We start from the raw sequence: 19567 nt of genomic DNA, 5'->3' as shown, positions 1-19567 counted from the left end.
TTAGTTCATAATGGTCAAATATTACGATACAGGGATAAAATTTAAACTCTTTTTTATAATTCGAGCGCTTATACTTTAAAAGCAACTTGGCGCTTAACCGCTTTTCTGCGAAAATAGCTGCCATATTAAAAAATGAGTAAGATAAAGGTGTTTTCTTTATCGGCATTTTAACCCCTATATATGCATTCGTTTTTTAAATGTATCGGTATCAAGTTAATTAACCTAATTAAAGGTCACCCATGACGGCAAACATCATTGATGGTAAAGCAGTAGCAAAACAAGTACGTAGCGCAGTGGCTGAACGAGTTTCAGAACGTGTTGCACAAAACCTTAGAGCCCCAGGATTAGCTGTGGTACTTGTTGGACAAGATCCAGCAAGCCAAGTTTACGTTGGTTCAAAACGTAAAGCCTGTGAAGAGGTTGGTTTTATTTCTAAGTCATTCGACTTACCAGCAGACACCACAGAGCAAGCGCTATTAGCATTAATTGATGAGTTGAATGTTGATGGTGAAATTGATGGTATTTTAGTGCAGCTCCCTTTACCAGAGGGCTTAGATGCAGAAAAAATTCTTGAGCGAATTACTCCACACAAAGACGTTGATGGTTTTCACCCTTATAATATTGGCCGATTAGCACAGCGTATGCCTGCTCTTCGTCCATGTACACCTAAGGGTATTATTACTTTACTAGATTCAACCGGCGTACGTTACAAAGGCATGCATGCTGTGGTTGTTGGTGCCTCTAATATTGTGGGTCGACCTATGTCACTTGAGCTGTTACTCGCCGGATGTACCACCACTGTTTGCCATAAGTTTACCCAAGATTTAGAAACGCATGTACGCCGTGCTGACTTACTGGTTGTAGCAGTGGGTAAACCTGAATTTATTCCTGGCGATTGGATAAAAGACGGCGCCATTGTTATTGATGTAGGTATTAACCGTTTAGACAACGGTAAATTAGTGGGTGATGTAGAGTACGCCGTCGCAGAACAAAAAGCTGACTTTATTACCCCTGTACCAGGCGGTGTGGGCCCGATGACGGTTGCTAGCTTAATTGAAAATACGCTAGAAGCGTGTGAAAAATATCACAGCTAATAAACAAAAAATAAAGTAATGAAGAGCCCGCTTAATTGCGGGCTTTTTGTATCATCATTCTTCGTTTTATTAATGCCAAGCCTTGTGGCAATACCGAAAATACGATCATTAATAACATAATCGTGTACTGCCAACTTTCATATTGTTCGTTAATCAATAACCCTGCACATAAAATGCCGGCAATTGGGTTAGCTATAGTGCCAAAAGTAAATTCAACCACTGTCATTCGCCCTAATAACCAAACATACAAAATATAGGCTAAAGCAGTGTTAGGCACCACCAGCCAAAATAGCGCCAGCCATTGGGTTGTATTTATTGATGCAGTTAAAAATTGATACTGCTGGGGAGCAAAATAAAAAGCCTGTATTGCAGCAGCAATCGCTAGCAAACTGCCACCAATGATTAATTGCCACGTAAGTACCGTCCACCAGTGTACTTTAGCGGTCACTTTTTTTACCAGCGTACTGCCTATAACAATAGTCAATAGCGCCCCTATCAGTGCCACTACTCCCAATAAATTAAGTGCAATATGTTGTGGGTCAAATAAGCGCCATGCTAAAACCACTAAAGCAAGGGCACAAAATCCTTGCACTAACGCTGGCTGTTGCCGTTTAACAAGCCAGGCATACAATAATGCCACTACCGGTACAGACACCATACCGACACCTGCAATCGCAGCAGGTAAATTAATCGCCATTACAAAAATAAAACTAAAAAACAACGCAATATTGATTGCGCCTATTAGAAAAATGCCTGGCCACTGTTTAGCCGTTGGCCAAGAAGGTTTGAATAACAACAATAATAAACCAGCAGGGAGTGCACGTATGGCTCCTAGCAAGATTGGCGGCCACTCTGGGGTTGCGTATTTAGTTACCGCATAAGTCGTTCCCCATAAAAAAGCTGGGATCATGGCAAGTAAAATATTCATTAATTTTCCATTTTTAAATTGATGAATGCGAGTTTAAAACCTCAACTATAATTGAGGTCAACAATATCAATTTTATTAAAAGCATAATCAATCTAATGCAATTGATATAACCAAAAAAGGGTTACCCTATGGCAACCCTTTTTTTGTGTTCAGCGCGTTATGGCTAAATCCGCAAAGCTCAACAAACCCTATGCTTTACGCCACGTTGTTTTTCCCGCTGAATCTTCAAGTACTACACCTAACGCATTTAGAGCATCGCGAGCTTCATCTGCTGCAGCCCAATTTTTACTGGCACGTGCGTCATTACGTTTTACAATCAGTGCCTCAATTTCAGCCACTTCATCGTCGTTTTGACCGCCTTGTAAAAATGCCTCTGGTGCTTGTTGAGCAATACCAAGTATTTCACCTAAGCTACGTAGAATAAAGGCTAAATGTCCTGCTTTTTCGCTATCACTGTCTTTTACACGATTTAGCTCTTTAGCAACTTCAAAAACAACCGGTAATGCTTCTGGCGAATTAAAGTCATCATTCATGGCTTTTCTAAACTTAGCCACATACTCATTACCCTCAAGCTCACATTCAACTGGCTCAACGCCACGTAATGCGGTGTAAATACGCTCAAGAGACGAACGTGCTTGGTCTAAGTTTTCTTGAGAGTAATTGAGCTGACTGCGGTAATGACCTGATATTAAAAAGTAACGAACCGACTCTGCGTCATATTGTTTTAATACCTCACGAACGGTAAAAAAGTTATCTAACGATTTAGACATCTTCTCTTTGTTCACTTGTACCATACCGGTGTGGATCCAAGTATTTACATACTGGCCATTATTTGCACAACATGATTGCGCGATTTCGTTTTCGTGGTGCGGGAACTGTAGGTCTGAACCACCACCATGAATATCAAAATGCTCACCTAAATGCTTAAAGCTCATTGCTGAACATTCTATGTGCCAACCAGGGCGACCCTCACCCCAAGGTGATGACCACGACGGCTCCCCTGCTTTGGCTTTTTTCCATAAAACAAAATCAAGAGGATCGTCTTTATCTTGAGCTACTTCAACACGCGAACCTGATTGCAACATGGTTAAATCTTGTTGCGAAAGAGCTCCGTATTGCTCAAAGGTAGAAACATCAAATAAAACGTCGCCATCGGCTGCAACATAAGCGTGGCCTTTGGCAATCAAACGCTCAACCATAGCAATAATTTCATCCATGTGGCCGGTTACGGTTGGCTCTATATCAGGACGTAGCATATTTAAACTGTCAAAGTCTTCATGCATGGCTTTAGTCATACGAACGGTTAAGTCGTTAATCGCCTCACCGTTTTCATTTGCGCGCTTGATAATTTTATCATCAACATCGGTAATATTACGTACATACTTTAAATCGTAACCTAAGTGGCGAAGGTAGCGAACAATTACATCAAAACCCACAAATGTGCGTGCATGGCCAATGTGACAGTAATCATAAATGGTGATACCACACACATACATGTCGATTTTTCCATCGACCATAGGTTTAAACTCTTCTTTTTGGCGTGTCAGTGTGTTGTATATTTGTACCATTTAGTTGCTTTCCTTCACGATTAACAGAAAAGCTATGTTACCACTTGCTAAGCATGGGCTCTAGCGGTTTATCAAAGCTCTTTGTTAATCTGGGTCAACTACGATAAAATAGCGTCAATATTCAAACCAGCTATAGGAAATCTCATGGTTGTTCTACACACAAATTTTGGTGATATCACCATTAAAATGCACGAAAGCGAAGCTCCAAATACAGTAAAAAACTTTTTAGAGTATGCAAACTCAGGTTTTTATAACGGCACTATTTTTCATCGTGTAATTGATGGTTTTATGGTTCAAGGCGGTGGTTTTGCACCGGGTATGGAACAAAAAGAAGTAAACGACCCAATTGAAAATGAAGCGAACAACGGCCTATCTAACAAAGTAGGTACATTAGCAATGGCACGCACGCCTGATCCACACTCAGCTACAGCGCAATTTTTCATTAACGTAAATAACAACGACTTTTTAAACCACAGCAGTGAAACATCACAGGGCTGGGGTTACTGTGTGTTTGCTGAAGTAGTAGAAGGCATGGACGTAGTAAATAAAATCAAAGGTGTTGCTACAGGTAGCAATGGCTTCCACCAAGATGTACCACTTGAAGATGTGGTAATTGAAAGTGTAACTGTCAGCTAAGACCGCATTATTCTTCAAAGAATACATAAAGCGGGTATTCACCCGCTTTTATCTAAATGGAATCACCATGACTCGCCAAACCTACTTTATCGCCGATTTACATTTGAGTGAAAATCGCCCTGATATTACAGCGGCATTTTTTAAATTTTTACACGCCCATATTACTCCTCAAAAAGTAGACGCCCTATATATTTTAGGTGATTTTTTTGAAGTGTGGGTTGGTGACGATTATGTTAGCGAACTCTCAGCGGCAGTGGCAGAACAGCTAAAAGCAGTTAATAACTTAGGTATTCCTATTTATTTTGTACACGGTAATCGCGACTTTATCATGCGAGAACAGTACGCCAATATGGCAGGAATGACCTTACTGAATGAGCAAACAGTGATCGACCTCTACGGCACTCCTACTGTCATTTTGCACGGTGATGAAATGTGTACCCAGGATGTTGAGTACCAAACGTTTCGTCGAAAGAGCCGTGGTTGGTGGTGGCCTAAACTTATGCTTGCTATGCCATTGTGGTATCGTAAAAAGATAGCGCGTGATGCACGTGAAAAAAGTAAACTTAGCCAAGCAGACAAACCTATAGAAATACTGGATGTGGTGCAAAGCGCAGTACTCGAAACCTTCGCCAAACATAACGTGGCTAATATGATCCACGGCCATACTCATCGCCCTAATGTACATACCTATGAAGTTAATAACCAAACGCTTACTCGCACAGTATTGGGCGATTGGTATACTCAAGGTTCGTATTTAGTGGTTACCCCTAATTCTCAAGAGTTAGTTTCGACCCCCTTGTAGGGTTTTTAGCCTTTATTGACTAATCGTAATGAGACTTTGCTTTTAAGTCAGGTAAAGTAATAATAAATTGCGTTTTAAAATAGGTATCGCTTTGTGGTTCTGAATGAAGTTTGATGTCCCCTTTTAAAACCTGGGTTACCCATTGATAAACCATATATAAACCTAAACCCGTGTTACCTTTACCTCTAGCTGTAGTATAAAAGGGTTCAAATATATCTGCCTTTATCTCACCATCAACACCTTTGCCATTATCTGACACGCTCAGCCTCACCCTATTATTACTCGCTTGTTCGACTTTTATTTCTATTACCCCTTCCTGCTTTTCATCAAAAGCATGGTTTAGCGCATTAACCACTAAGTTTTCGACCACCTGAGAAATAATACCTGGCAAGCTAATTATCTGTTTATTAAGTAAAAAAACAGTTTTCACTTTTATTGGCGAGTTTTTTAACCTGGAGTTTAATGACAATAATAGCTCTTCAATAATTTTTTCAATATCACATGCTATAAATTCATCATTATGGCGATCAATCGCCATTTTTTTAAAACTTTTTACTAATACGGCGGTTTTATTTAAATTAATTTTAGCCAGCGCTAGGTTCTCTCCAATACTTGTTGTAGTACTTTCTAACGTTGATTTAGTCAGCCCCTGTTTCATCGCTTCATTTAATTTATTCAATGCCATATCTGCATTTGAAACAGAAATAACGGCTCCACCAATGGGCGTATTCATTTCATGAGCAACACCTGCCACGAGCAACCCTAATGAGGATAGTTTTTGCGCTTCAATTAACCCTTCTTGCAGTTGCTGCTGCTGCTTAATTGTGGCATCAAGCTCACGGTTAACGATATCTAGTTCTATCTTTTCAATATGTAATTTATGTGACAGGGCTAATAGCTGATTTTGAAACTTATACTCACGATAAATAAAACCAAAGCTAATTAAACATAGTAATCCACTGCAAATTAACGCTAACCGTAAGGCCGCATTTCGTACAGTTATTAACAATTCATTGGGGCTACTTATAAGAATAATTAATTCTTTGTCAGCATTGCTAATTCTACCTTTGTTCTCGCGCAACGAAAAAATAGAAAAACGGCGGTAGGTATAAAGACTATGGTTAAAAAAGTGCGAACCATATTCTACATTGCCATCAATAATTTGCTGCCAAAGCTCTGGTTTTTTTAAAGCGAGTGTTTGCTCATTTTTACCATACATAAACCCCCACTCTAATTCAGCATCAGTATTTAATAACCAAAAGCCATCGTGGTTTAAAATGCTAATTAAAGTGCTCTCTTGGTTATAACTTTTAATCTGATCAAACAAATAATCTAAGTTAAAGTTTACCACTAGCAAACCATCTAATAGGTAATTTTCTTTATCCGTACGGTAGGTTACACGGATTGTTGGTTGATGAGGAATTACAATTTGGTTGCGTTCGATATTTAAATCTATTTCTGTGGCAAAAATGTCAGGCGCACTGACCTGCATCCCTTTTTGAAAGTAGTAACGGGTTTGCTTATTTTGCAACTCATCAGGCGATACAATTTCGCCAATACCATTGGCTGCGTTAATGCGGTATTGCTCTTGGCCTTGTGTATCTAGCCAGCGAATTTGCGCGATATTAGTAGAGATAGCAGCAAAATTTAAAAAATAGTTATTTATTTCATCTCTTCTTTGCTTTGATTGTAAAGGCTTGTTTGGTGTGTCGCTTTTTAAAATCGGCCCTTGGGCCAGGATACGCGTAAGCTTTTTAATACTACTGAGCTCTTTAGAAAAATCTCCACTGATAAGGACTAACTTTTCATCTTGCTTAGCTTTTATGGTGTTTATTTTTTCTTGGTATATTTGTTCATATACAAGCCAACCAATAAATAAAGTAATAAATAAACTAAATAGCGATTTAACTAGCACACTTTTTTTTGAGCCGACCGGCAAGCTTTTAAGGCTATTCATTCTTACTCACTTCAAACTGTTTTAGCCACACAATTAAATCTTTTAAAAATAATGGTTTAGAAAAGTAGTATCCTTGAGCAGTTTCGCACCCCTGCTGATGTAACCACTGAGCCTCAAATTCATTCTCAACACCTTCAGCAATTACCGAGAAGTTAAACTGATTCGCTAAAGATAATATCATCTTAATCATGTACTGATTGTTGTCATTAAATTCAAGATCACTAACAAAGTAGCGATCTATTTTTATCGACGTAGACGGTATTTCATTAATGTGAGCTAACGACGAGTAACCAGTGCCAAAGTCATCAATGCTGACTTTCATACCTAAGGCGATAAACCGTTCAAGTGCTTCTTTAATTAAGTTATAGTTACTTATGGCTTGCGTTTCTGTCACCTCTAGCTCAAGCATAGAAGGCAGAATGTTGTACTCTTCAATTTTAGTTTTTATTTGCTCAAAGTAACTAGGTTCAACTAAATCATAAGAGGATGCATTAAATGCAACGGGTAAGTTGCAGCCTTGCTCTTTAAGTTGATTAATAGTCTCTAGTATTTTTTCGAAAATTACATGGTCTAGTTCATTAATTAATCCGGCTGTTTCAGCTAACTCTATAAATTCATCAGGGCGTACAAAGCTGCCATCAGCTCTTTGCCACCTAGCGAGCGCTTCAAAACCTGCTGGTTTCAAGGTTGATAAGCTGATTTTGGGTTGTAACGCCACTTGTAAACTTTTATTACCTATAGCCGTTCTGAGCTCAGCCATCAGCTCATAACGACGAGTAATTTGATCTGTTTTTTCCTCGGTATGCTGAATATACTTAGTTTGGTTTAGCTGCGAAGAGTTCAGGCTCGACTCTGCAAGACTGATTACTTTTTCAGGTGTTAAGTTTAAAGCTACATTTAATTTTAATTCTAAAATACGGACATCAATGTATTGCTTAACTTGTTCAATTTCGAATTTTTGTTTATTTTGAAAGTAACTAACTGCATCTGAGATATCAAAGTCAACGCTCACTAACATGCCAAACGCTTTGTTACTAATCAATGCTATGCGGGGGTCATACCTAGTAAAGCTATCAACAATACTCTGGTAAACTAACTTCATTAATTTATTACAAAATTCATGACCAAAGGTGAATGCTTTTTCGTCAAACTGATAAATATCAAAAATGACCAATCGCGTTTTTAGCCGCTCCTGCGCATTCATGTTTTTTATTTCACGGGTTAGCCAGTTACGGTTTTGTAAATTAAGTGATACGTCGGTATAAGCAAGCTCTGTTAAACGATTTAATAACGAAATATTCGCAAATCCCGTGCTCACATTTTCACTAAATACTTTTAGTAAATACTCATTTTGCTCACTAATTGGGTTGTCTGACTTTACGATCGTTATGTAAGAAATATCTTGTTCTTGCGTTGAGGGGGTCTCGAAAAAAAATACGCTGTGGTGCTTTGAAAAAATATGACTGCGCTGTTTAATCGCTTGTTTAAAATCTTGCAGCATTTCTGCAGGCAGGTTAGGTACAACAGGTTGCCCTTTAATGCCACTAAAGCAACCATGAGTAGAGAGTATTAAGTATTCAGAGCTAGAGTTTGAATTACTCGAACAAAAAATACCGCCGCCTTCGGTTATTTTTAAAATATTGCTAATTTCTTTAAGCACTGCATGAGAAAAAGAGGCCATATCATGCTTACCGTTAATACTTCTCGATGCATCTAGCACCAGCTGTAAACCTTGCTTTGCGGACCTAATTTGTGAAATATACTCCCAAATGCGCACGTTGCTATTAACAATTGATTGCAGCTTCTCGGCAGATAGGTCTGATTTATTCCAGTATTCATCGATATCGAGCATTTTCATGATATCGCTCTCTGGTGCAAAACCAGGTTGCCCTGTTAAGAGCACAATACGCATTTCTGCGTTACCGATGACCTCTCGAATAGTATTCACTAAACGCAGACCTGAGTCATCCTCCTCCATCACCACATCTATAAAAATAAGTGCAATATCAGGATGCATACTCAACACCAAAGCAGCCTCAGGCACAGAATTTGCCGTTAACAGCTCGTATTTATACCCGTCCTTGGCTTTTAGTTCTTTTAAGCTATTTACTAACGCGTTCTGATAATCAAGATCATCCTCAACGGTTAATATTTTCCAAGTTTTCAGATCTGTATCTGCTTGTTCTTCTTCAGCTGCAAATACAAATAATCCCTCTTTATCTTGCATATATTCTCACCCAATAATAAATAAGGTATGGCTCTGTTATTAAAATGATTTCAAAGCCATAGGTAAAATACTTAAATAAATTAGTAGTTATTTCAATATTAGCAGAGGGTATTGGATGTGTCTAATTTAAACACAACGTTTAATTAGAAGGTAACTGCTACAGCTAATTACTTAACCGTAGCAGCTTCAGGTGAAAAAACGGGTTATTGGCAAACAGTAACGGGCACGCCACTGTGAAATTTAAAGTCTTCATCGCCTGATGTAATTAGTTGCGCTTCTATTTCAGCAAATTCTTTTACTCGCTCGGTAATATCAAAATCAGCAATTTCTTGAGCAAGGGTTAAGTAATCTTGATAATGGCGAGCCTCTGAGCGTAACAATGAAATATAAAAATCCCCTAAGCGTTTATCTACATAGGGTGCAAGCTTGGCAAAACGCTCACACGAGCGTGCCTCTATGTACGCACCTACAATAAGCTTATCAACTAAGGCGTTGGGTTCAAACGTTTTAACATTACGCAGCATACCTTTGGCGTAACGACACGGCGTAATGCTTTTATACTCAATGCCATATTCATCCATAATTTCCAACACTTGATAAAAATGATGCAGCTCTTCTTTAATCAGCATTACCATTTTATCAATTAAATCTTGGCCATAAGGCGAGTTAGATTTAGGGATAATGGATTTAGTGAGTTTATTTTTAGCCGCTAAATCACGCCAATTTCCCTCACGTTTATAAATAAGCGTTTCAAACGGTTTAAGCCATTCAAGCAGTGCATCACTGCTCTCTTTATCTACCGCATACTTACGAATTAAAAACATGGCGCTTTGCGCCGCTTTTAATTCACATATTAAGTGATCCATTAATATGATGGGTAAGTTTTCTTTTTTGATTGCTTGTTCAACCCACTCATCGGGAGTACTGCATAATAAAAAATTGTTAATTGGCTCTAAAAGCTGGCTATGTGGCACGCTGACTACTCATTGCTAAAAATTGCGATTATGGCATTTTAACATGAAATATTACTCTGAATAAAATAAACACTCGCCCTTATTGCAAGCATGTGGATAACTTGACTTTGTATACTTACTGAACCATAACTAAATGGACTGTATAAAAACAAACCAATTATAACCAAACAGTAATATATCCTTTTATGGAGAGTACGCAATGATACTAAATCACCTATGGGGTTTATACGCCCATCCACTCGAAGAATGGCAAACAATTGATAACCGTCACGAAAGCTTAACCTATAGCTTATCGCACATTTTGCTTATCGCTTTATTTCCCTCTGCAATGGGGTACTACTCATCGGTTTACTTAGGCTGGAGTATAGGTACAGGTAATCCAGTATTTTTAACCCATGAAAGCGCACTGATGATTGGCGCAGCCATGTATGTCGCTTTAATTGGCGGTGTATTTGCACTGGCCTATTTAGCCCATTGGATGGCGGTTACTTTTGGTGCTAAACCGACTTTTACCCAAACAATTGAGCTGGCAGCTTATACCGCTACACCGGTGTTTATGTCGGCATTGGCCGCTTTTTGGCCTGAGCTGTGGTTTGTGGTGTGTGTTGGATTAGTGGCACTCGCCTACTCAGTTTATTTACTGTACACCGGCGTGCCAATTTTGATGCACATTCCGCAAGAGCGCGGCTTTATTTATGCAAGCTCTGTTGTTACCTGTGGATTAATTTTACTGGTTATTATATTAGCACTTACCGCTATGCTATGGACCAACGGTATTATCAGCCCCATGTTTACTTAAATATTCCTTTTCTATAGACGCAAAAAAGGAGCTGTTAAGCTCCTTTTTTTATTAGCCTTAAAATACTATCAGGCTAACATTACATTATTAATCAGATTCGTTTTCATCTTGATTATGTATTTCTAAACCAGATGACATTGCGTTTTCACGGATGCTTTTAGCTGAATCGTTGCGCAGCTTATCTATACGGTTTAAGTAATCTTGATCAATGTCGCCAGTAATGTATTGTCCGTCAAACACTGATGTTTCAAACTTAGTGATCTCTGGGTTTTCTTGGCTAACGGCAGCAATTAAATCGCTTAACGATTGAAAGATTAAACCATCAGAGCTAATGCTTTGGTTAATATCTTCTACTTCACGGCCGTGTGCAATAAGTTCTGCCGCAGATGGCATATCTATACCGTATACATTTGGAAAGCGTATTTCAGGTGCTGCTGATGCAAAGTAAACATTTTTAGCGCCTGACTCGCGTGCCATCTCTACAATTTGTGCCGAGGTGGTACCACGTACAATTGAGTCATCAACAAGTAGGACATTTTTACCTTTAAACTCACGGTCAATCGCATTGAGTTTTTGGCGAACTGATTTTTTACGAAGCTCTTGGCCAGGCATAATAAACGTACGACCAATATAACGATTTTTAACAAAGCCTTGGCGATACGGTAAGTCAAGCACGCGTGCCATTTCTAATGCAATATCACACGAGGTTTCAGGAATAGGAATAACCACATCAATGTCTTTGTCCGCCCATTCACGCGCTACTTTTTCACCTAACTTAGTCCCCATATTTACACGCGCTGCATACACTGACATGCGGTCAATGGTTGAATCCGGTCGTGCAAAATAAACAAATTCAAAAATACACGGTGAGTAAGACACTTTATCTGCACAGCTTAAAGAGTGAAACTCTCCATTTTCAGTGACATAAATAGCTTCGCCTGGGGCAACGTCACGAACAAATTCAAAACCGTCAGGCTTTAATGCTACGCTTTCTGAGGCAAACATGTATTCAGTGCCGTTTGCTGATTCACGTTTACCAAACACCAATGGACGAATACCGTTTGGATCGCGAAACGCCACAATACCATGACCAATAATCATGGCGATAGTGGCATAACCGCCACTTACTTTATTGTTAACTTCAGTAACCGCAGTGAAAATGTCTTCAGGGTCTAATTTTAGTTTGTCTGATTTACTTAGCTCATGCGCCATGATGTTAAGTAAAATTTCAGAATCAGAGGTCGTATTAACATGGCGACGTGCCTCTGAAAATAACTGCTCTTTTAACGACTCGGCATTGGTTAAGTTACCATTATGCGCAAGCGCTATACCAAATGGAGAGTTTACATAAAACGGCTGAGCCTCTGACGAACTTGAAGAACCCGCTGTTGGGTAACGCACATGGCCAATGCCAATATTGCCTTGCAAACGTTTCATATGACGAGTGTGAAATACATCTTTCACTAGGCCATTTGCTTTGCGCAAGCTAAATGTATTGTTCTCAATAGTTATGATACCCGCAGCATCTTGGCCACGGTGTTGCAAAACGGTTAAGCCATCATAAATCGCCTGATTAACTGGCGATGTTCCGACTATTCCAACGATACCACACATGTAATTTATCCTCGCCGATTAACGGTTTACTGAATTTAAAAAACTCGAGTTGTTTTCTAGGTACGAAAAGAACCATTCAACTACAAAGCCAAATTCTGGAATCAAAATAGAGTTGCCCCACCAATGCGTACTTGGCGCACCAGTAAAAGCATCAAGAAAGAAGAGTAACGCGCTCACGACCAACACGCCTCGAAGAGCACCAAACACCACACCAAAAACACGGTCTGTGCCGGATAATCCGGTTCGCTGTACAAGCTCACCTAAAATATAGTTTAGTAAACCGCCTAACAATAGCGTCGCAAAGAATAATATGGCAATGGCCGCCGCATTTCTTAAAAGGGGTTCAGAAATGGATGTTAGGAAGGAAGCTAAATATTGATAAAATAAGCTGGAGATGATGAAAGCCCCTGCCCATACCGCTAATGACATAGCTTCTTTAACAAAGCCGCGTATTAAACCGATGATGGTAGAGAGTGCAATAATGCCAAGAATGGCGTAATCAACCCAGATCATAAGAACCAATTAGTCGCTAATTTTGGGCGCATTCTATACCTAAACCTCCTTGTGATGCAAGTTTAAGCGTGAGATTACAGGTGAGTAAACACGCACCATTTTTAGATTAAAAATAGCGCAGTCTCACCGTTATAAAAACAACAAACATTTTGTTTATAGCGCATCTATTTTGCTATTTTTGTGTGGGCATTGATAAGTAAAGGTAGCGAGCTAAAAATGCGATAAAGGTCTATTTAAACGTATAAAATAAGACGAGGTAAGTGTGTAATATCTCGCGATAAACACACTTCCTTTTATTGAATTTATTTGGTCACTTCAAATTGAGTGACTTTACCGTTGAGTTTGGTTAACTCTTTAAGTGCAGGAAGTTGAGATTGCAGTTCTTGTTTATTCAGTGATGGTCCGACAAAAACTTTCGTTAACGTCCCATTTGGCGTTTTAACTGGTTTAGTAAAAGTTTTAAACCCTTTAGCCTTGAGCTTAGCTTGCAGCGCTTTTACATTGGCTGCATGTGAAAAACTACCTAACTGAATAACATACGCCATGCTAGTTAAGTTTTCGTTAGCTGGGCGCGTAGGTTCTTGAATTGCAGCCGTACTGCTTTGATTTGTATCAGGTATTACCGCTTCAACCATTGCAGGCTGGTCGGTAATGTCTGTTTGAGCAGCACTGTTTTGCTGTTCAAATGCAGCATCATCAGGCTGAATATCTTCAACTTCATCCTCTTTTAAAGGCTGTGCATTTGCCACTTTTTGATCGATTGATTCTTGCAAATCAATGGTCTTGAACTCAGAGCGTTCTGGAATCGCTTTAAAGCCTTCTTTATAGTGCACTTTTTCACCATCGAGTATATTGGGAATAAACACAATTGCTGCGATCACCACAATACTTGTTCCGACTAAGCGATTAATAAAACCTGAGTTCACCGACATCCTCTCTATTTTTTAAAGTAATGAATAGCGCCAGCCACGGTAAAAAATGAACCAAATACAATTAATAGTGTGTTAGTTGGCTGGTTTGGTAAGATAGCATCCAATGCTGCCTCTACGCTATTATAACCCTGTTTAAAATAACTATTAGGAATGCTTAAAAGTGCCTGATGTAAATTAGCAGCGCTATCGCCGCGTGGGCCCTCTAAGCTCGCAAACGACCATTCATCTACTACATCACTAACTTCTTTAAGCACACCAACCTTATCTTTATCAGCAAGCATAGCGGCTAATGCATGAATTTTAAAGCCTTTATCTTTATAGCTTGCTAATTTAGTCGCTAAATAGCGAGCTGATTCAGGGTTATGTGCTACATCGGTATACACTAATGGCTCTGCACTTAGTTGTTGAAAACGTCCCTCAACGACTAAGTTCGCTAAACACTGAGTAATCACCTCATCGCTCGGTAATAAGTTTAATACCGATAGAGCGGTTAATGCCGTGGCTACATTTTGACATGGGATTGCTGGTTTAGGTAACTCAAGATTATGCTCTTTAAATTGCCAACTAAAACTCTGCGCGTGCTCTTTAAAAATAAAGTCACTGCCAGATAACACCATATTAGCGTTAATTTCTTTACCATAATCGGTCATTGTATGTGGAATATTTAAGTCCCCAATAATTGCAGGAGTACTCTCTCGAAAAATACCCGCTTTATCATAAGCAACTAATTCACGCGTGTCACCTAAGTATTCTTTATGATCTAAGTCGATGGTGGTGATGATGCTGGCATAGGGGGTAACAATATTGGTCGCGTCAAAACGCCCGCCTAAACCTACCTCTAACAGCACGTAATCAACCTCTAGGCGCTTAAATAGTGCCAATGCCCCTAAGGTGCCATATTCAAAATAAGTAAGAGGGGTGTCACCACGACCTTGTTCTAATAAATTAAATGCATCTACATGGTATTGGTCGTCAAGCTCTGCGCCATCAACGCGTACGCGCTCATTGTAACGAATTAAATGCGGAGAAGCATAAGTACCAACACGATAACCTTGGGCTAATAACAGTGACTCTAAACAACGTGCTGTTGTGCCTTTGCCATTGGTGCCTGCAATAAGAATGATTTTACTTGAGGAGGTTAAAAGCCCAATGTTGTTAGCAACACGAGCAACGCGTTCTAAACCCATTTCTATATTAGCAGGGTGAACACTCTCTAAATAACAAAGCCAATCATCAAGGCTTGATGATTGGCTAGGAATTGTTTTTGTCATAGCATGTAATCAGTAAAGCTGAAATTTACGCTACTCTATGCTCTTGTTCCGTAGAAGGCAAGTTCATAAATTTTGCTAAGATACGTGCTAGCGTATCGCGCATTTCTCGACGGTCTATAATCATGTCGATTGCGCCATGTTCTAACAAGAATTCACTGCGTTGGAAACCCTCTGGTAGCGTTTCGCGAACAGTTTGTTCAATAACACGCGGACCGGCAAAACCAATCAAAGCTTTAGGCTCTGCAACATTAATATCACCAAGCATTGCCAATGATGCTGATACACCACCCATTGTTGGATCTGTCATTACAGAAATAAACGGTAGGCCTTTTTCAGTCATTTTAGCCAGTGCCGCACTGGTTTTAGCCATTTGCATAAGTGACATAAGGGCTTCTTGCATACGAGCACCGCCCGATGCAGAAAAACAAATCAGCGGCATATTATGCTCTAAACATTGGTCAACCGCGTCAACAAAACGAGCACCCACTACCGATGCCATTGAGCCACCCATAAATGAGAATTCAAATGCAACAGCAGCAACCGGAATGCCTTTTAGGTTCCCTTTCATTGCGACAAGCGCGTCTTTTTCACCGCTTGACTTTTGAGCTGCATTGATACGATCTGAGTATTTTTTTGAGTCTCTAAATTTAAGCACATCTTTAGGTTCGTGTTGGGCACCTAACTCGTGACGATCGCCTTCATCTAAAAACTGTTCAAGACGTTTACGACCACTAACACGCATATGATGATCGCATTTAGGGCATACGTTCAGTGATTTTTCTAATTCTGCTTTATATAAAATTGAATCACATGACGTACATTTAGCCCATACACCTTCTGGAATTTCTTTACGACCTGAAGATTTAGTCGTTTTTGGTAAGATTTTTTCTAGCCAACTCATTTGCAACTCTCTTAATGCTGTTCTGTGTCGCGAGTCTACATGTTAACCATGCAAACAAATTTTTCCAATTAAAACATGAATTACGCTGTCACGGTATAAAAAACTGGTCTTAGTAGTTAGCAATACGAATAACAGCGTATAAATTTAGCCTCAAAATATACACATCTCGTTACTTATCAAATATCACTGTCGGCTAAAAATAATGGTCCTAGCGGCGTTCTAGGGATATTAAAATGTTCTGGATAATCAACATCCACTAAATATAAACCTGCTGCTTTTGCTGTAGCGCTCGCTTTAGCTCGCTCTTTAACATCTAGCAGCTCTTTTAACCAAATTGGTTCATGTTTATGTAAGCCAATATCCATTAAACAACCGGTAATATTACGTACCATATGGTGTAAAAACGCATTGGCTTTAATATCAATAATGACATAAGCACCTTGGCGCTGTACCGATAAATGATGAATCGTTCGCGTTGCCGTATTAGCTTGGCAGTGCAGCGCTCTAAACGAGGTAAAGTCATGCTCACCTAGTAAATATTGACACGCCTGCTGCATTTTCACTTCATCTAATGGGTGATGAAAATGTGTAACACCTTCATTTAATACCGCACCACGAAACGCATAATTGTAAATAACGTAACGATAACGACGAGCAGTTGCACTAAAGCGGGCATGAAAGTCTTCCGCCACAGGTTGTGCAAAACGAATAGCAATATCTTTGGGTAATAAGGTGTTCATACCTAATGTAAAGGCCACCATTTCACGCTCAGCATGTGTATCAAAATGCACTACTTGTCCAGTGCCATGTACACCGGCATCGGTACGCCCTGCACATACAATTTCAACTGGATGATTACAAATGCGCGACAACGCTTTTTCTACTTCTTGTTGTACACTATTTACATGTGATTGACGCTGCCAACCACTGTAACGTGCGCCATTGTATTCTACTCCAAGTGCTACTCGCATAATTACTGCTTTACCTACTGTGCTAATCGACGCTGCATTTTATGCTATATGGCGTCCCAATAAAAGCAGCGAACTAAGGTTCCTAACTATGCAATACAAAAAACCCGCTATTAGCATCACTAATAACGGGTTTTCATATCAACCATACCTTACAGGAGCTTGGTTATTAATTTTTAAGTTTAGCCTTTAAGCTTTGCGCTTCTTCTTGCACATCATCCGGGCCATTATTAATGATCTCATCCAGGATTTTAACTGCTGAGTCTGCATCATCAATCTCAATATAGGCATGTGCAAGATCAAGCTTAGCTGAGTAACCCCCGCTTTGGGTATCAACATCCATAGGGTTATCACCAGCCAGAAGTGAATCATACTCACCTAAACCAACATCCATATCGACGTCTGTGTAAGGTTCGTGATCTAAATCAGCTTCATCGCTTTGCTCTAACAATGCATCAATATCAACAAAGTCATCCTGCGCTAATGGCTCAGTAACCTCAGGTTGCTCAATAGGCTCTTGCAACGAGGATGCGCTTTCGTCAGCTAAGTCTTCACTTAGTAAGCTATTAAAATCAACATCAAACTCACTGCTGTCACTTAAATCAACATTTTCAGGTTCTGCCAGTTCATTAAGCAAGGCATCAAAATCAGTTTGTGTTAAATCAGCCATGAACTCATCGTCAAGCTCATCATCTGAAATCATGTCTGATTCTGGCGATACTGGGCTTTGCGTTAAATCAGCTTCACGGTCAGCGTTCGTTTGCTCGTCAGTAAACTCTGATGATTCAGCTAAAGCATCAAGTTGTTCATCATCAAACTCATCGTCTGTGCTAACGCTTTGCTCATCTGTAATTTGTTCAGTCAGCTTTTCAGGCTCTGAAACTTCATTATCTAGACCTTGCGCAGTGTTTGACTCTGAAAACTCATTGTCTAGTAATAATTCATCATCAAAATCGTCTTCTAAGCTATCGAGATCATTACCTGCGGATAGTGCATTAGCGAGATCTTGCTCTGCTTGACTTGGTGACATACCCGTTGCATCACCGTCTAAATTATCACCTTGTAGCTCTTCTGGTGTTAGTGATTGATGCTCTTCATCAGATAAAGGCAACTCATCATCAAGCTCTAACTCAGGATATTCTTCAAGCTCTTCACTCGGTGTAACTATTTCTGGCTCGTATAGCTCATCGTCATCTGTCGATAAATCATTGTTTTGGATATCACCAGCAAGCGGATCATCACCTAAATCAATTTCATCTTCATCAAGCTCATCGTTTAAATCGTCGAGTGACCAATCAGGAACGTGTTCATCTTCATCGCTTGTTTGCTCAAGTTCACTTAAAAGATCATCAACGCTTTTAAAGTTTTCACCGTCGTACTCGTCGAGCGCATTTTCTGGGTCGAGTAAGGTTGAAGACGTATCGGTAAAGTCATCTTCTGATTCAACGTCAAACTCAGGATCTTGTTCAAGCTCTGGTTCTACTTCAAGCTCAGGCTCTGGCTCTGCTTCAAGTTCAGGTTCTACTTCAAGTTCAGGCTCTGCTTCAAGTTCTGGCTCAACTTCAAGTTCAGGCTCTGCTTCAAGTTCAGGCTCTGCTTTAAGTTCATCATCTACACCATCAACTGACCAATCTGGTGTTTCTACATAGTCGTCGGTAGGTTGTTCTAACTCACTTAACAGATCATCAATACTTTCAAGGTTTTCATCGTTAAATTCATCTAAGGCATCCTCTTGATCGAGTAATGTAGAAGATGTATCGGTAAAATCACCTTCAGATCCAACGTCAAACTCAGGCTCAGGTTCAAGTTCTGCTTGAAGCTCCGGCTCAACTTCAAGCTCTGGTTCTGCTTCAAGCTCTGGTTCTACTTCAAGTTCAGGCTCTGCTTCAAGCTCAGGCTCTACTTCAAGTTCTGGCTCTGCTTCAAGCTCTGGTTCTACTTCAAGTTCAGGTTCTACTTCAAGTTCAGGCTCTACTTCAAGTTCAGGTTCTACTTCAAGTTCAGGTTCAGCTTCAAGTTCTGGCTCTGCTGCTTCAAGCTCAGGCTCTACTTCAAGTTCAGGTTCAGCTTCAAGCTCTGGTTCTACTTCAAGTTCAGGTTCTTCTTCAAGCTCCGGCTCAGCTTCAACGCCTGGCTCTGGCTCTACTTCTGGCTCAGCAAAAGATGAAGCGATAGATTCTACATCTTCACTATTTAACTCTTCTTGCGCGTCAGTTAAATCTTCAATTGAGTCCGCCAATGCATGATCTATTTCAGAATCATGAACATCACTTTCAGGTTGCTCCGCATCCAGTACATCGTCAATATCTACTTCGTCATCTTCATCTACTAAGCTGTCAATATCCGCGTCTTCACTCTCTGCAGCAGCGGGTTGCTCTGCATC

General features: G+C 39.9%; 16 protein-coding genes. 4 read left to right on the top strand and 12 right to left on the bottom strand.

What is annotated here, in order from left to right:
- The first annotated feature begins 239 nt into the window (after positions 1–239).
- Positions 240–1094 carry a bifunctional methylenetetrahydrofolate dehydrogenase/methenyltetrahydrofolate cyclohydrolase FolD gene (folD, locus tag A9479_RS03430; RefSeq protein WP_013465452.1) on the top strand — a complete coding sequence of 285 codons (855 nt, stop codon included), beginning with the start codon at positions 240–242 and terminating at the stop codon, positions 1092–1094.
- 31 nt (positions 1095–1125) lie between these two features.
- Here the strand turns inward: folD and A9479_RS03425 are convergent, their stop codons facing one another.
- Both A9479_RS03425 and cysS read right to left on the bottom strand, forming a co-directional pair.
- Positions 1126–2022 carry a DMT family transporter gene (locus tag A9479_RS03425; protein ID WP_028834036.1) on the bottom strand — a complete coding sequence of 299 codons (897 nt, stop codon included), beginning with the start codon at positions 2020–2022 and terminating at the stop codon, positions 1126–1128.
- 188 nt (positions 2023–2210) lie between these two features.
- On the bottom strand, positions 2211–3590 hold the full coding sequence (gene cysS, locus A9479_RS03420) for a cysteine--tRNA ligase (RefSeq protein ID WP_064662711.1): 1380 nt from the start codon (positions 3588–3590) through the stop codon (positions 2211–2213).
- Between the two features lie 144 nt (positions 3591–3734).
- On the opposite strand from cysS, the gene A9479_RS03415 reads away from it, so the two are divergent.
- Positions 3735–4226 (top strand): peptidylprolyl isomerase, encoded by a 492-nt coding sequence (locus A9479_RS03415; RefSeq protein WP_013465455.1) that lies wholly within the window; start codon positions 3735–3737, stop codon positions 4224–4226.
- Between the two features lie 67 nt (positions 4227–4293).
- Positions 4294–5028: a UDP-2,3-diacylglucosamine diphosphatase gene (locus tag A9479_RS03410; protein WP_064662710.1), complete on the top strand. Its 735-nt coding sequence runs from the start codon at positions 4294–4296 to the stop codon at positions 5026–5028.
- Positions 5029–5047: 19 nt separating this feature from the next.
- Here A9479_RS03410 and A9479_RS03405 read toward each other — a convergent pair whose 3' ends face one another.
- The 3 genes from A9479_RS03405 to miaE all read right to left on the bottom strand — a co-directional run bounded on the left by A9479_RS03405 (position 5048) and on the right by miaE (position 10186).
- Positions 5048–6985 (bottom strand): sensor histidine kinase, encoded by a 1938-nt coding sequence (locus A9479_RS03405; RefSeq protein WP_064662709.1) that lies wholly within the window; start codon positions 6983–6985, stop codon positions 5048–5050.
- A complete protein-coding gene (locus A9479_RS03400) occupies positions 6978–9212 on the bottom strand; it encodes an EAL domain-containing protein (RefSeq protein ID WP_064662708.1) in 2235 nt (744 codons plus the stop codon). Before A9479_RS03400 ends, A9479_RS03405 begins: the two co-directional genes overlap by 8 nt.
- 203 nt (positions 9213–9415) lie before the next feature.
- Positions 9416–10186, bottom strand: a complete 771-nt coding sequence (gene miaE, locus A9479_RS03395; protein ID WP_064662707.1) for a tRNA isopentenyl-2-thiomethyl-A-37 hydroxylase MiaE — start codon at positions 10184–10186, stop codon at positions 9416–9418.
- Between the two features lie 199 nt (positions 10187–10385).
- Between miaE and A9479_RS03390 the strand changes: the two genes are divergently transcribed.
- Positions 10386–10985, top strand: a complete 600-nt coding sequence (locus A9479_RS03390) for a Yip1 family protein (protein ID WP_008111059.1) — start codon at positions 10386–10388, stop codon at positions 10983–10985.
- An 87-nt stretch (positions 10986–11072) separates the two neighbouring features.
- Here the strand turns inward: A9479_RS03390 and purF are convergent, their stop codons facing one another.
- The 7 genes from purF to A9479_RS03355 all read right to left on the bottom strand — a co-directional run.
- The gene (gene purF / locus A9479_RS03385; protein WP_013465461.1) at positions 11073–12599 is read right to left on the bottom strand and encodes an amidophosphoribosyltransferase; all 1527 of its coding nucleotides are present in this window, start codon (positions 12597–12599) and stop codon (positions 11073–11075) included.
- A gap of 18 nt (positions 12600–12617) precedes the next feature.
- Positions 12618–13112 carry a CvpA family protein gene (locus A9479_RS03380; RefSeq protein ID WP_024601787.1) on the bottom strand — a complete coding sequence of 165 codons (495 nt, stop codon included), beginning with the start codon at positions 13110–13112 and terminating at the stop codon, positions 12618–12620.
- A 302-nt stretch (positions 13113–13414) separates the two neighbouring features.
- Positions 13415–14038, bottom strand: a complete 624-nt coding sequence (locus tag A9479_RS03375; RefSeq protein ID WP_013465463.1) for an SPOR domain-containing protein — start codon at positions 14036–14038, stop codon at positions 13415–13417.
- A gap of 11 nt (positions 14039–14049) precedes the next feature.
- Positions 14050–15315 (bottom strand): bifunctional tetrahydrofolate synthase/dihydrofolate synthase, encoded by a 1266-nt coding sequence (gene folC, locus A9479_RS03370; protein ID WP_064662706.1) that lies wholly within the window; start codon positions 15313–15315, stop codon positions 14050–14052.
- A gap of 25 nt (positions 15316–15340) precedes the next feature.
- Positions 15341–16216, bottom strand: coding sequence for an acetyl-CoA carboxylase, carboxyltransferase subunit beta (gene accD, locus A9479_RS03365; RefSeq protein ID WP_013465465.1), 876 nt, complete (start codon positions 16214–16216; stop codon positions 15341–15343).
- Positions 16217–16392: 176 nt separating this feature from the next.
- Complete coding sequence (truA, locus tag A9479_RS03360; RefSeq protein ID WP_013465466.1) at positions 16393–17187, bottom strand: tRNA pseudouridine(38-40) synthase TruA; 795 nt, start codon at positions 17185–17187, stop codon at positions 16393–16395.
- A 166-nt stretch (positions 17188–17353) separates the two neighbouring features.
- Positions 17354–19567 (bottom strand): FimV/HubP family polar landmark protein (locus tag A9479_RS03355; RefSeq protein WP_331711879.1); only part of this gene is annotated, 2214 nt, incomplete at its 5' end.

Origin of the sequence: Pseudoalteromonas sp. MQS005 (genome assembly GCF_001661605.1) — a bacterium.
Lineage (GTDB): Bacteria > Pseudomonadota > Gammaproteobacteria > Enterobacterales > Alteromonadaceae > Pseudoalteromonas > Pseudoalteromonas tetraodonis.
The sequence above is the reverse complement of the archived record's forward strand: the minus strand, read 5'-3'. Positions and strand labels throughout refer to the sequence as shown.